Origin of the sequence: Qipengyuania sp. NPDC077410 (assembly GCF_044543405.1) — a bacterium.
GTDB lineage: Bacteria > Pseudomonadota > Alphaproteobacteria > Sphingomonadales > Sphingomonadaceae > Qipengyuania > Qipengyuania pacifica.
The window spans coordinates 832,770-844,921 of the sequence record NZ_JBITWB010000001.1 but is presented as its reverse complement, the minus strand read 5'-3'; the positions used below and the strand labels follow the sequence as shown (position 1 = coordinate 844,921).

General features: G+C 61.6%; 15 protein-coding genes. 5 read left to right on the top strand and 10 right to left on the bottom strand.

The genetic code is table 11. The annotated features are described in order from the left end of the window. Nucleotides 1-19: 19 nt before the first annotated feature. From ACIGGE_RS04090 to ACIGGE_RS04080, 3 genes are read left to right on the top strand one after another with little or no spacing between them, the layout of a single operon-like run. On the top strand, nt 20-229 hold the full coding sequence (locus tag ACIGGE_RS04090) for a DUF2093 domain-containing protein (protein ID WP_196847237.1): 210 nt from the start codon (nt 20-22) through the stop codon (nt 227-229). Continuing rightward, a complete protein-coding gene (locus tag ACIGGE_RS04085; RefSeq protein WP_397489513.1) occupies nt 226-1,149 on the top strand; it encodes a M23 family metallopeptidase in 924 nt (307 codons plus the stop codon). The genes ACIGGE_RS04090 and ACIGGE_RS04085 overlap by 4 nt, the downstream gene beginning before the upstream one ends. Before the next feature lie 44 nt (nt 1,150-1,193). Beyond that, nucleotides 1,194-2,174, top strand: a complete 981-nt coding sequence (locus tag ACIGGE_RS04080; protein WP_397489512.1) for an esterase-like activity of phytase family protein — start codon at nt 1,194-1,196, stop codon at nt 2,172-2,174. Nucleotides 2,175-2,228: 54 nt separating this feature from the next. On the opposite strand, the gene rpmB is transcribed toward ACIGGE_RS04080, so the two are convergent. Then, on the bottom strand, nt 2,229-2,516 hold the full coding sequence (rpmB, locus tag ACIGGE_RS04075) for a 50S ribosomal protein L28 (RefSeq protein WP_103025201.1): 288 nt from the start codon (nt 2,514-2,516) through the stop codon (nt 2,229-2,231). A 157-nt stretch (nt 2,517-2,673) separates the two neighbouring features. Between rpmB and ACIGGE_RS04070 the strand changes: the two genes are divergently transcribed. Beyond that, on the top strand, nt 2,674-3,129 hold the full coding sequence (locus ACIGGE_RS04070; protein ID WP_397489511.1) for a nucleoside deaminase: 456 nt from the start codon (nt 2,674-2,676) through the stop codon (nt 3,127-3,129). Between the two features lie 59 nt (nt 3,130-3,188). Here the strand turns inward: ACIGGE_RS04070 and ACIGGE_RS04065 are convergent, their stop codons facing one another. The 5 genes from ACIGGE_RS04065 to ACIGGE_RS04045 form a co-directional block, all read right to left on the bottom strand. Continuing rightward, entirely contained in the window at nt 3,189-3,887 is a 699-nt protein-coding gene (locus ACIGGE_RS04065; RefSeq protein WP_397489510.1) for a ribonuclease T, read from the bottom strand. Between the two features lie 63 nt (nt 3,888-3,950). Next, a complete protein-coding gene (locus ACIGGE_RS04060; RefSeq protein WP_103025198.1) occupies nt 3,951-4,376 on the bottom strand; it encodes a hypothetical protein in 426 nt (141 codons plus the stop codon). A gap of 42 nt (nt 4,377-4,418) precedes the next feature. Then, nucleotides 4,419-5,279, bottom strand: a complete 861-nt coding sequence (gene nadC / locus ACIGGE_RS04055) for a carboxylating nicotinate-nucleotide diphosphorylase (protein WP_397489509.1) — start codon at nt 5,277-5,279, stop codon at nt 4,419-4,421. Continuing rightward, nucleotides 5,279-6,076 (bottom strand): LytTR family DNA-binding domain-containing protein, encoded by a 798-nt coding sequence (locus tag ACIGGE_RS04050; protein WP_103025196.1) that lies wholly within the window; start codon nt 6,074-6,076, stop codon nt 5,279-5,281. The genes nadC and ACIGGE_RS04050 overlap by 1 nt, the downstream gene beginning before the upstream one ends. Further along, nucleotides 6,073-7,308: a sensor histidine kinase gene (locus ACIGGE_RS04045; protein ID WP_221596706.1), complete on the bottom strand. Its 1,236-nt coding sequence runs from the start codon at nt 7,306-7,308 to the stop codon at nt 6,073-6,075. Before ACIGGE_RS04045 ends, ACIGGE_RS04050 begins: the two co-directional genes overlap by 4 nt. An 82-nt stretch (nt 7,309-7,390) precedes the next feature. Here ACIGGE_RS04045 and ACIGGE_RS04040 point away from each other — a divergent pair, with 82 nt between their 5' ends. Next, nucleotides 7,391-8,005 carry an HD domain-containing protein gene (locus ACIGGE_RS04040; protein ID WP_222826928.1) on the top strand — a complete coding sequence of 205 codons (615 nt, stop codon included), beginning with the start codon at nt 7,391-7,393 and terminating at the stop codon, nt 8,003-8,005. A gap of 4 nt (nt 8,006-8,009) precedes the next feature. On the opposite strand, the gene ACIGGE_RS04035 is transcribed toward ACIGGE_RS04040, so the two are convergent. The 4 genes from ACIGGE_RS04035 to ACIGGE_RS04020 are packed head-to-tail and all read right to left on the bottom strand — an operon-like array spanning nt 8,010 to nt 12,128. After that, complete coding sequence (locus ACIGGE_RS04035) at nt 8,010-8,699, bottom strand: DsbA family protein (protein WP_103025193.1); 690 nt, start codon at nt 8,697-8,699, stop codon at nt 8,010-8,012. A 17-nt stretch (nt 8,700-8,716) separates the two neighbouring features. Continuing rightward, nucleotides 8,717-10,096 (bottom strand): M48 family metalloprotease, encoded by a 1,380-nt coding sequence (locus ACIGGE_RS04030; RefSeq protein WP_397489508.1) that lies wholly within the window; start codon nt 10,094-10,096, stop codon nt 8,717-8,719. An 11-nt stretch (nt 10,097-10,107) separates the two neighbouring features. After that, the gene (locus ACIGGE_RS04025) at nt 10,108-11,028 is read right to left on the bottom strand and encodes an alpha/beta hydrolase (protein ID WP_397489507.1); all 921 of its coding nucleotides are present in this window, start codon (nt 11,026-11,028) and stop codon (nt 10,108-10,110) included. Further along, nucleotides 11,025-12,128: an App1 family protein gene (locus ACIGGE_RS04020; RefSeq protein ID WP_397489506.1), complete on the bottom strand. Its 1,104-nt coding sequence runs from the start codon at nt 12,126-12,128 to the stop codon at nt 11,025-11,027. The genes ACIGGE_RS04025 and ACIGGE_RS04020 overlap by 4 nt, the downstream gene beginning before the upstream one ends. Nucleotides 12,129-12,152: the final 24 nt, after the last annotated feature.

The window sequence follows — 12,152 nt, the reverse complement described above, 5'->3', positions numbered from 1 at the left end:
ACCTGCTAGGATTCGCGCCATGTTGATGAACAAGAATTCTTCGCCCTCGAATGGCGAGGCCAAGCTGCAGTACGGGCCTTCGGGCTTTCGGGTGCTGCGCCCGGGAAGCCACGTCATCTGCGCGATGAGCGGGGTGCCGATCGCGCTCGACGAATTGCGCTATTGGTCGGTCGAGTATCAGGAGCCCTATGCCAGCGCCCAGCTCGCCACGGAGCGGCTGGCGCCGTGAGTTACACGAGGGTCGCGCCGCTTCTTCTGCTTGCGACCGCCTGTGTGCCATCGGCAGGGCCGGAGCGGGCGGCAGGGCCGGAGCGGGCGGCATCGCCTGAAGTGGTGCAGCCGGTGCGCGCCGCGCCCGCGCCTGCGCCTACCCCGACGCCCACGCCCTCGCGGCCCGCCGTGTTTACCTTCGATGGCGAACTGGAACAGGGCGGCTGGATGCGCGGGACCGTGCCCGGTGGGACCAGGGAAGCCATGCTGGGCGAGGAAAAGCTGACCTTCGACGACGAGGGGCGGTTCTTCGCCGCCTTCGATCGCGATGCGCCGGCAGCGATGACGCTGACAGCGCGGCTGGCCGATGGGCGCATGATCGAAAGCCCCCTTACGATTGCGCCGCGGGCATGGAATATCGAGCACATAAATGCAGCGCGCACGCCCGGCGGCGCGTCGGCCGCGTTCATGAAGATCCGCCAGCCTGAACTGGACGCGATCTGGGATGCGCGACTTAAGGACACGGGCAGCACCGGCTGGACGCAGGATTTCATCTGGCCGGTGACGGGGCGTATTTCGGGCCGGTTCGGCTCGCAGCGCGTGTATCGCGGCGAACCGGGCAGCTATCATTCCGGGATCGATATCGCGCCCGGCAATGGCGTACCTTACGTCGCCCCGGCAGACGGTGTCGTGGTGCTGGCAGTGGAAGGGTACAGCCTGGAAGGCAATCTGCTGATTATCGATCACGGACAGGGGCTCAACAGCGCGTTCCTGCACTCCTCGCGCCTCTATGTGAAGGAAGGCGATCGCGTCAGGCAGGGGCAACATATCGGAGATGTCGGTTCGTCGGGCCGCGCCACCGGGCCGCATCTGCACTGGAGCCTGAAATGGCGCAATGCCCGGCTGGATCCGCTGCTGTTCACCGGACCGATGCGCTGAGCGCGTGACGCGCACAACGGCGCGATCAGGAGAGCACCTTTCCCATGCGCCCGACGCGTCTTGTCCTGGCTGCCCTGCTGACTGCGGCCATCGTGCCCGGAACCTGGCTTCGTACAGCAGAACCCCCACAGGATTTCCAACGGCTCGCCACCATTGAGCCGATCGAAGTTGCGCAATCGCAGCGCGGTCCATTCACTTTGATGGCCGGCTGGGAAATGACGGGCGACAGGGCTCAGTTCGGCGGATTTTCGGCGCTGGTCGTACTGGACAAGGAGCGCTTTCTGGCCGGGAGCGACACCGGCCAGAAGTTGATATTTGGCCGTCCCGACCGCAGCAATCTGCCAGCAGTTCTGAGTTCGTTCGACGATGCGAATGACGGCCCGAAAGAAAGCCGCGATCTGGAATCGCTGGCCATCGATCCGAGCTCTGGCATCCTGTGGGGGGGATACGAGTTCCGCGAAGCCATCGTCCGTTTCGATGCCGACCATCGCCGAGATGCCGAAGTCCGGCCCCCGCAGATGCGCAACTGGGAAAGCAATGGCGGCGCCGAATCGCTTGCGCGCTTGAGCGATGGCCGCTTTCTGGTGATCGAGGAAAGTGCCCAGCGCTGGATGGGGCGTCAGCACGAAGCGCTGATATTTGCGACGGACCCGATCGAGGACAAGCGCCCGCAAAGCGTATTGATCGACATTCCACAAAGTTACAGCCCGGTCGATGCCACCCCGATCGGCGGCGGCCGGGCACTGATTCTGCTGCGCCGTCTTGCCTGGTCCATTCCACCCGGTTTCGAGACGGCGATCGTCGAGATCGATATCGACCGGCGCAACGCCGATGGATCCATCCCCACACGCCTGCTCGCCGAATTCGGGGATGCGATTCCGCGAGACAATTATGAGAGCATTGCCGTCACCACGGACGACGACGGCCAATTCGTCTGGCTGATTTCCGACGACAATTTCATGGCGATCCAGCGCACACTGCTGCTCAAGCTACGCTGGGACAGACGCGAAAAAGCGCGCGAGTAGTCCCGCGCGCCTTTCGTTCTTTCAAGCTGCTACGCCGAGGCGCAACGCCATGCCTTAGGAGGCGGCGGCAGCTTTCTTCAGCTCGCGCTTCACCTTGAGCGCGTTGGCCGAAAGCTTGTCGTCATTGGTCTTGAGCAGCCAATTGTCGAGACCGCCATTATGTTCAACCGAACGCAGGCCCTGTGTCGACACGCGGAACTTGAAACTGCGATCGAGCTTTTCGCTCATCAGCGTCACGTTCTGAAGGTTGGGCAGGAAGACCCGCTTGGTCTTGTTGTTGGCGTGGCTCACATTGTGACCGACCTGGCGGCCCTTGCCGGTGAGTTCGCAAATGCGCGACATGATAAGTCTCTTCGTTCGAATGGACGGGCGAGTTCCCTTGGCCGCTCGGCGCGGTTGCGGGGCTCATTAATCCCGGAAAGCGGCGCGCATAGCTGCGAGGGTGCGAATCGTCAAGCACGTTGCGCCTCAAGTGCACGCGAGCTAGCGCAGTTCCGCTATGGCTTCCTGGACCCTTCCGCAACCCATGCACCGTGCGCTGGCCCTCGCCGAAGAAGCCGCCCGGGTCGGCGAAGTGCCTGTGGGCGCGGTGATCGTGCGCGGCGGGACGATCGTGGCAGAAGCCCATAACGCCCCGCGCGAACACCATGATCCGACAGCCCATGCCGAGATTCAGGCGATTCGCCTCGCGGCCAGGAAGCTTGGGGAAGAGCGTCTCACAGATTGCGAATTGTGGGTCACGCTCGAGCCTTGCGCGATGTGCGCCGGTGCGATTGTCCATGCGCGGATCGGCAAGCTCTATTATGCCGCGAGCGATCCCAAGGGCGGGGCGGTCGAACATGGCGCGCGGGTGTTCGACCAGCCACAATGCCTCCACAAGCCCGAGATATATTCGGGCATGGGGGAGGCAAGGGCGGCACAAATCCTGCGGGAGTTTTTCAGACAGCGACGGTGAGCATCAGTAAATGTTCGCTCGGCCGGTAATTCAGAACGCGCTCTCGATTGTAGTGCGCGTCAAAGCCCTCGCCAGATTTTGGCCGGAGTCTCGTCTCGCGCGCCGAACCTTCGGCGGTCGCAGGCGGTGGGCATGAAGCGTTTGTCATAGCACAGCCGCAATTCTTCCAGCCATCCGCGGCTGTTCAGCAGCACGCCAACTGCGTCTGGTTTCCAGCCATGATTTGCATCGACGAACCGTGTGCGGATTATACCGGCGGTCAGATCATCCTCCCGGCTCACGCGATCGAAGTCGGGAAAGCGCAAGCCCTGCCACAAGATGCGAGTGACCTTGAAATAGGTTGCCGGTCGCTGCGCCATGCAGGAGCCGTGCTTGGCCCATTGACGCGCTATCAACGCGGCTGAGGGCGAAAGGCACATATTGGCGGCTATCTCGCGCGCAAGCGGCTGACGCGGTGCCGTGCACCACTGTGGCCAGCTGCGTCCGCTGTTCGGCCACAATCCATGGACCACGAGGCCGAACAGGCCGTCCCGCCCGTTGCATTGACGCGCTTGTTGCGGGCGCCCCTTACGCAGCTTGCAGAATTCGGGGCTCCAGCTCAGTGCCAGCGTGTATCCCGTTATCGGCAAAGGGCGTGGGCGTGCTTCACGTTCGATACGGGGAACCGCCACTGTGCGTGGCGGGCTGCACTGGTAATGCTGGGCCGCAAGGGGGGCCGCCTGATACGCCAGGCCAGCCATTGCGAAGGCGGCCAGCATCCTTGGACGGGTTGACGAGAGCATGAGTTCGGCGGGGCTCCGCTCGAAGCGTCAGCGGCCAGCTTATGGCTGCCCGTCGCCGCCCTTCTTTTCAGCAAACCATGCTTTGGCGTCCGGCTGAAACAGGAACCAAAGAGCGACGATCGTCATGATCGTGCTGATCAGACCCCAAGCCACGCTGGAATCGAAAACGGATGCGGCCGCAGTGGCGGTTGTCAGGACGGACCAGGCCGTCAGCAGAAGGAGTAGCCATTTGGCCAGTTCGATGCGCAAGATCGAGATCATGAACCATAGCGCCAGACTGATCGCCGTTCCGAACAATAGCCCGCCGATCAGCACTCCGGTGCTCAGGCCCTCGACACCCTGGGCGGCGAGCTCTGCATTGGTCTGGGCGGCGATGGTGTCGTAATTGAAGACAAAACCCAGTAGGCTGACGGCGATCGACCCGAGATAGAGCCAGTCGAATTTTCTGATGGAGCCCGGTTTCATGAATTCCCCTCTAGCGAATGTCGGAGACAGGAATATCCGAAATTACAGCGGCGTAAAGTCGAGGCCGATATCCGCAGCGGGCGCGCTTTGCGTGAGGCGACCGACGGAAACGTAATCGACCCCTGTCGCAGCCTTGGCGTGAATGGTGTCGAGATCGATCCCGCCGCTCGCTTCGGTCGGGACCCGACCGGCCACAAGCGCGACAGCTTCACGCAGTACCGCAGGCCCCATGTTGTCCAGCAGCAGCCGCGTGGCGCCCGCCTGCAGCGCCGGTTCGATCTGGTCGATCCGGTCGACTTCGCAAATGATTTCCTGCACCCCTGCCGCGACCGCACGCTGCACCGCTTCGGCGACCGATCCTGCGACAAGGACGTGGTTGTCCTTGATCATCGCGGCGTCCCACAGACCCATCCGGTGGTTCGACCCGCCGCCCATGCGCACGGCGTATTTCTCGAGCTGGCGCAGACCGGGAATGGTCTTGCGCGTATCCAGCAATGTGCAGCCCGGATTGTCCATCGCGCGAACATATTGGGCAACCATCGTGGCGATGCCGGAAAGGTGCTGAACGGTGTTGAGCGCGCTGCGTTCGGCGGTCAGCATCGCGCGAGCATTGCCTTCGAACCGCATGAGATCGGTGTTCGCAGGTACGCTCGCGCCCTCTTCGACGAGAATCTCGACCGTCATGTCAGGATCGAGAGCGCGAAAAAATGCTTCGGCGATGGGCAGACCGGCCACATGGATGGCATCCCGCGTATCCATCACGCCTGCAAAGCCTGCATCGGCAGGGATTACGCTTTCGCTGGTCACATCGCGCCCACCGCGCGGCAGGCCCGTACCGAGATCCTCGGCAAGGGTGTCGTTCACGAACCTGGTGAGGTCGAAGCCCTCTAGCTCGAATGCCATCAGTGGACGAAACGCGCCACGACGTCGCGGTAGCTACGGCTCACCTTCACCTCCGCCCCGGAGTCCAGGACGAGGAAGCATTCGCCATTGGTGTGCGGCTTTACCTGGCGCACCTGATCGAGATTGACGATGGTCGAACGGTGTACGCGCTGGAACTTGCGCGGGTCGAGCCGGCGTTCGAGATCCTTCATCGTTTCACGCAGGATCAGCGAATTGTCGCCCGTGTAGATGCACATGTAATCGCCGGCGGCTTCGATATGCTCGATCGTGCCGACTTCCACGCGGAATATCTGGCCGCGGTCCTTCACATTGATGAGCTTTTCGAACCGGCTTGCCGCTTCGGTATCCTCGCCAGCGAGATTTTCGGCTGCTTCGGGTGCCACTTCGGACAGAACGTTCTTGAGCTTCTCAGCTTCTTCGGTTGATTTCTTTTCCGCCAGACGCTGGCGCACACGCTCGACCGTATCGGCCAGCTTGTCCTCGTCCACCGGCTTCATCAGGTAGTTGACCGCATTCGCCTCGAAGGCGCGAATGGCATGTTCCTGGAAAGCGGTAACGAACACGAACAGCGGCGGATCGATTTCCATGACGCCCTGCACCACGGAGAATCCGTCGAAACCGGGCATCTGGATATCGAGGAAGACCAGATCGGGCTTCTGCGTCTTGATCGCGCGGATCGCCTCGCGGCCGTTCTGGCAGGTGTCGATGATTTCGACATCTTCAAATGGTTCGAGGCGAAGCTGGAGACCCTGGATGGCGAGCTTCTCGTCGTCGACGAGTATGGTGCGGATGGTCATGTCGTCTGGGGTGCTTTCGGGGGTAGGTGTGGGGGTATAACGGCTGTGGGGGGCGTGGGTTTCTGTGAAAACGCGGCCTGCTGGGCGGCTGCTGATTGCCCTTGGCTTAACGCATCTTCCGAATCGGGCTCGAACGGCAGCTCGACGAGCACGGAAAAGCCGCCGCTTTCCGGTGAGCGGATTTCGAACCTGTGCTCCTCACCGTATGCTTGCGCCAGCCGGTCGCGAATATTGGCAAGTCCCACCCCGGTCGAATCGCGGCGGGCATGGGTGGGCCGGACAGCAGGCAGGCCCTCTTCCGTGCCGTTCATGGTCATGCCGGGACCGGTGTCCGAGACGGTCACACGCAGGCGCGGGCCGACGATCTGCGCAACGATGGCGATCTCTGCGCCTTCTTCTTGTGGGCTGACGCCGTATTTGATCGCATTCTCCACCAGAGGCTGGAGCAGCATGGCGGGCAATTGCGCCCCTGCTGCCTCGGGTTCGATCCGGAAGGTAGAGCGCAGGCGTTCTTCGAACCGCATCTGCTCGATGCCGAGATAAAGCTTCAGCGTTTCCACTTCCTGCGCCACCGAAACCTTGCCGCCGGGCTGAGTGACCAGCGTATGCCGCAGGAAGCTGGAGAGCCGGGTGAGCATGGCGTTGGCGGTCTCGCTCTGCTTGAGAAGCACCAGCGTACTGATCGAATTGAGCGTGTTGAAAAGGAAGTGCGGATTGAGCTGATAGCGCAGCATCGCAAGCTGCGCGCTGGTTGCCTGCGCTTCCAGCCGTTCGAGCCGGTCGGCCTGTTCTTCGATCTGAAGGAAGAAATTGATCGCGAAATACAATGCGGACCAGGCGCCGAGCAGGGTGAGGTCGATGAAGTAGATGCCGACGAACAGGCTGACGAAATTGCCGCTGCCCGTGGCACCGCCCGCCACATTGAGTACCCAGCTGTCGATGAAAGCGTGCAAGGCGACGGCGAAGGCCAGAACGACTGCCGTCGCGCTCCAGGTGATGACCGGCCGCTGTTTTATCAGCTTGCTGTAGATGACCGCCAGGATCAGGCTGATCGAGAACCCGGTAATGCTGGATATCAGGATGATGACCAGACGGTCGGGCGACTGGCCGTTCGCCAGGGTAGACATTGCGCGCAGCATGGCTGCACCGCCCCAGCCGGCCAGCTGGAGGTTCCAGAACGCCTGGTTCTTGTTGGCGAAGAACGGCGTGGGGCGAATGGGCAAGACTGCCATTGGAACGCCCCTCTAGCGCAATTGCGACGAATTGCACCAGCCGCTACACTCACCGTAACAGGCAAAACGAGAGAGAGGCGCGATGGGCATTCAGGAAAACATCGAACATTCGGCCGCCGAACGGGCAAAATTCCGCGAGATGAAGGAAGGTACGGCCGAAGACTGGGCGATCATCGGCGGCGAATACCGCGCTTTTGCCAAGGGACTGCCGGACCGTGTGCTGGACCATCTCAAGCTTCTCGATGGCGATTTCGGCGGCTTTCCCGTCTGCCGGCTCGAGCATTCGCTGCAGACCGCAACGCGCGCGCACCGCGACGGGCGCGACGAACAATATGTAGTGATGGCCCTGCTGCACGACATCGGCGATACGCTCGGCAGCTACAATCATCCCGAAGTCGCTGCTTCCATCATCAAGCCGTTCGTTACTGACGAAATCCACTGGATATGCCAGAACCACGGCGCGTTTCAGGGATATTACTACTTCCATTTCCTCGGGATGGATCAGAACGCGCGGGACAAGTTTGCCGAGCATCCGCATTTCGAAGCGTGCCGTGAATTCTGCGAGAAATACGATCAGGCCGCCTTCGATCCCGATTATGAAAGCGAACCGCTCGAGTTCTTCGAACCTATGGTGCGCCGCGTGATGGAACGCCCCTTGGCTTCCATGTACGCCAAGGCAATGGAGGAAGAGGGCTAAGCCGCTATCCGGCGGCCGATTTCAGCGCTTCCGCCAGCCGTTCGGGCGGCACCAGACCTTCGATCACTTCATCGCCCGCGATCCAGCTGGGCGTGCCGCTGAACTGCATGGACCGGGCAAACGCCATGTTCCGGTCCAGCTCTGCCGTGGCTTCATCGGACTGGGCGAACGCCTTTGCCGCGGCTTGATCCAGTCCGGCAATCTGCGCTGCGCGCGCAATCGTCGCGTCGCTGGGCGGTCCCTGCTCGAACATGGCGTGATAGAATGCGGCGTATTTACCCTGCTTCGCGGCGGCCAGTGCCATGCGCGCAGCCGCTTCACTGCCTTCGAAGATGGGCCATTCGCGCACGACGACCTTCAGTTCCGGATCCGCAGCGATCAGCTCGTCCGTTCCCGCGATCGACTGACGGCAATAGGTGCAGCCGTAATCGGTGAACTTGACCAGGACGTGGGAGCCTTCGGGATTGCCGAGCACCGCGCCAGGGAAGGGCTGCTTGACCCCGTCAGGCGCCTGAGCAAGACGATCTTTCGCCTGTTCGCGCTGGTACGCCTCGGCCATGTCCGGCAGGATCTGAGGGTTAGACAGCAGATAGTTGCGTGTCTGAATGTGACCCAGACCCGATAGCGACCAGAGGCCTGCGCCGGCGAAACCGCACACCAGCGCTATCAGCGCGGTCAGCAGATGATTTTTCATGACGTTCCTTCGTTTCGTCAGCCGGGCGCACAGTTGCGCTTGCGTTGCATTTCGCACTGCCGTTCGAGCAGGGCGCGTGCCTGCATCCCGATATCCTGTGACCGGATCCAGTCCGGGCTGCCGTGGTCCAGTCCGCTTTCCGCTGCCTGCGCGCTGCGTATGGCCAGCCCGTATTCGCCGTTCATCACCTGTTGTTCCGCGGAAGCGAGGCGGGCCCGTGCGGTATCGCCGCGCGCTGCATAGACGACGCCGAGCTGATACCAGGCGAAGGGATTGCGACGATCCCGCCCAACGGCGGCTCGCAACACACGCTCGGCCTCTTCGTAATTGCTCTTGTCTTCGGTAGCGATCAGCGCATGACCGAACAGGCTGGCGATCAGCGGTTCGGAATTGGTCAAATCGGTCGCCCGGCGCAGCGGTTCGAGCGATTCGCGAGGGCGGCCCGATTCAAGCAAGACCTGCCCCTTGAGTTCGAGGAAATATGGGTCGTCGGGATCCTTCGCCAGCAGCTTGTCCGCCGTTTCGAGCGCGAGATCGACGCGGGCATTCTGGTGGTAGGCATAGGCGCGGGCGTAGAGCGCGGGTATCGTCTGGTCGGTTTCGGGATAATCGCGCAGTGTCGCAGACGGCTTCGATATGTAACCGATGAGCTTGGCCTTCACCCGTTCGAAATTCGCCTGGTTGCGGGCGTTGGCGGGGCGCTGCCACGCGGGGTCTTTTTCGTACACGCCGCGCAATGCCGAAATACGGTCACCCGAAAGCGGGTGCGTGCGATAGAAACCTGCCTCATCGCTCTGGCTGTAGCCATAACGGTATTCCTGATTGAGCAGCTTGCCGAAGAAATCGAGCGAACCCTGTCCGGAAATACCCGCCTTTGACAGATATTCAGCTCCGGCAAAATCGGCAGACGATTCCTGGGTCCGGCTGAATGAAAGGAACTTGCCCATCGCCGCCTGCTGCCCGGCCATCATGATGCCCATGGCCGCATCGCCAGCACCTACCAGCGCAGCGCCAAGACCGGCCAGCAGCGAAAGCACCGTGATCTTGGTAGCCGACGCCATACCTTCGCCATAACGGAGGATATGCCCGCCGGTGATATGGCCCAGTTCGTGCGCAATCACGCCCTGAACCTCTTCGGCCGTATCGGCGGCGTCGATCAGACCAGAATGGATATAGACCGCCTGACCACCCGCCACAAAGGCGTTTATCGACGGATCGTTGATTAGAATTATATCGACGTTGTCGGGCTGCAGTCCGGCCGCTTCGATTAGCGGAGCCGATATTTCATCAAGAAATGCTTCGGTTTCTGCATCGCGCAGAATGGACTGGGCAGCAACCGGCTGCGCCGCGAGCACGGCGGCAGCAAGCATGGCGAGCAGGCGGGCAAATAGGCGCATTGGCGGCGAGCCTAAGGGCTTTCGGCCTGAACCGGAACTGAAACCTTGCTTACCCGGCGGGCGAATTCGACCACGGCATCATCCACATCGCGCGAATTGCGCCACGGACCGGCGAGGGAAATGAGCGGGGCATTGTGGTCGAAGCTGTCGTAAAACCGAGTTTCCACAGGCGCTCCCACATCTCTCAGGGCTTTTGCCAGAGCGCGGGTATTGCGCGGTTTTACCAGCGTGTCGCGCTCTCCATGTATAAGCAGCATAGGCGGCGCGTCGGCGCGCGCGTGATTGACCGGCTGGCTCTCGGGTCCGGCGCCTACCGAACCAAATGCGTCCTGACTCGAATCCTTGTCGAATGGGTAAAAATCATAGGGCCCGGCCAGGCCGACCACGCCGCGCGGCATCACTCCGATGCGGGAGAGCCACTTTTCCTCCAAAGCCGCCTGAACCACATTGTACGCGCCTGCCGAATGTCCGGCCAGGATCACGCGGCCCGGATCACCGCCGAATTGCGGCGCGATCCGAACCGTTTGGCCAATGGCGGTTACGGTATCTTCCAGCATGGCGGGATAGCGTCCGTCCTTGCCCAACCGGTAACCGGCCAGCGCAACAACGAAGCCTTCCGGAGCCAGAGCGCGCGCGATGAATGTGTAATCATCCGGATCGCCCCAGCTCCAGCTGCCACCATGAACAAAAATGATGATCGGTAAGGGTTGGTCACGATCGGATTTCGCAGGAGCGTAAATTCGCAACTTCTGGTCTCGGTGCGGGCCATATTGGGTGTTCGAAACAAGCGTGACGCCCCGGCCGCCACCTGTAAGCCCGTCGATGCCATTCAACACTGCGGGACCGTTCGTGCGTATGGCCAACAACAGCAGGCCGCCGGCCAGCAACAGGAACAGAACGATGCCGAGACCGATCTTCATCGCGCGCTTCATGCCTTCCGCTTTTTCGTTGCTTCTACCGTGTCGACGATCGCCTTTGCCTCTCCGTCGCCAAGGAGGCCGATGGAGGCGAGGAATTCGTGACCAGTATCATAGCCATCGCCCAGCCATAACGGTATCCGGGCCGCATCGAGATTTGCCGTAGCCGTCAGTTCCTCCGAGCTCATCGCATCGCCAACCTTTCGGATGAAGATTGCGCGAACCCGCCCGGGATGGTCGACCGCAATCTGGGCAAATGCGGTCAGATCGCCCTGGCTGTCATCCCCGATCAACGCGAATTTTATCTCGGGATAGGTTTTAATAATGGCTTCGATGGCGGCGCGCTTGTGTGCACCGTGGCTGGCAGATCCGAAGGTAGCACGGTTGAGGCCCCAGTCGCGCAGTGCAATAGGGCCCAATGGCAGGCCCCGGCCCCGAATATAGGTCACCAGATAGCTGAACAGGTTCCACGGGCTCGAGGAAACATAGAAGAACGGCCGATGAGTCGCAGGCTGCGTCTCGCCGGCATGACCTTCTCCGCTGGTAAGCGCTTCTCCACCGCCCAGCGCGTTGTAGAATACGTCGGCGCCGGGAACGAGGATGCGTTCTTCCGGCATTTGGATCAGGATCCTGCGCCAGTTGCGCAATACCGCGCGAAAATCGCCGGTGATGCCGGTTTCGACGATCGTGTCGTCTATGTCCGAAATAACTGCCAGACCGGTATCGGCCCCTGGCGCAAGCACATGCGCATCGACGCATTGCTCTTCCTCGCCCGCTCGCCAGTGAAAAACGACCGTTTCCCACACAGGGTGCGTACCGTAATCCCAGCAGGTTTCGAGCGGGATATCGAAATTGACGAAGCCTTCGCTGTCCGTTCGCCCCAGATGGCGTTGGGCCTTTCCGCCGGGAAGGGCGATTTCCAGTTCGACAGGTAGATCGGGGACTTCATGGCTGACGAACTGGCTCAGCATGGTTTTCGCTGCACGCCACTTGCTGCGCTGCTCGAACTTGCCGACGCGCGAACGCAAGGCCCTGGCCGAAATGCGCAGCCGTTCACGGTTTCTATAGCCGAAATAGGGCTGAATGCGGACGGGTGCAGTGGGGAAAAACGGCATCGCCCCCGCGCTAGCCAATCGAGC

Bases quoted from the DNA above. Each gene is read 5' to 3' on its own strand.
- ACIGGE_RS04025 (WP_397489507.1), bottom strand. From the start codon at position 11,028: ATGAAGCGCGCGATGAAGATCGGTCTCGGCATCGTTCTGTTCCTGTTG.
- ACIGGE_RS04030 (WP_397489508.1), bottom strand. From the start codon at position 10,096: ATGCGCCTATTTGCCCGCCTGCTCGCCATGCTTGCTGCCGCCGTGCTC.
- nadC (WP_397489509.1), bottom strand. From the start codon at position 5,279: ATGGCATTCGAGCTAGAGGGCTTCGACCTCACCAGGTTCGTGAACGAC.
- ACIGGE_RS04060 (WP_103025198.1), bottom strand. From the start codon at position 4,376: ATGAAACCGGGCTCCATCAGAAAATTCGACTGGCTCTATCTCGGGTCG.
- ACIGGE_RS04090 (WP_196847237.1), top strand. From the start codon at position 20: ATGTTGATGAACAAGAATTCTTCGCCCTCGAATGGCGAGGCCAAGCTG.
- ACIGGE_RS04045 (WP_221596706.1), bottom strand. From the start codon at position 7,308: ATGGCAGTCTTGCCCATTCGCCCCACGCCGTTCTTCGCCAACAAGAAC.
- ACIGGE_RS04035 (WP_103025193.1), bottom strand. From the start codon at position 8,699: ATGAAAAATCATCTGCTGACCGCGCTGATAGCGCTGGTGTGCGGTTTC.
- rpmB (WP_103025201.1), bottom strand. From the start codon at position 2,516: ATGTCGCGCATTTGCGAACTCACCGGCAAGGGCCGCCAGGTCGGTCAC.
- ACIGGE_RS04040 (WP_222826928.1), top strand. From the start codon at position 7,391: ATGGGCATTCAGGAAAACATCGAACATTCGGCCGCCGAACGGGCAAAA.
- ACIGGE_RS04020 (WP_397489506.1), bottom strand. From the start codon at position 12,128: ATGCCGTTTTTCCCCACTGCACCCGTCCGCATTCAGCCCTATTTCGGC.
- ACIGGE_RS04070 (WP_397489511.1), top strand. From the start codon at position 2,674: ATGGCTTCCTGGACCCTTCCGCAACCCATGCACCGTGCGCTGGCCCTC.
- ACIGGE_RS04065 (WP_397489510.1), bottom strand. From the start codon at position 3,887: ATGCTGGCCGCCTTCGCAATGGCTGGCCTGGCGTATCAGGCGGCCCCC.
- ACIGGE_RS04050 (WP_103025196.1), bottom strand. From the start codon at position 6,076: ATGACCATCCGCACCATACTCGTCGACGACGAGAAGCTCGCCATCCAG.
- ACIGGE_RS04080 (WP_397489512.1), top strand. From the start codon at position 1,194: ATGCGCCCGACGCGTCTTGTCCTGGCTGCCCTGCTGACTGCGGCCATC.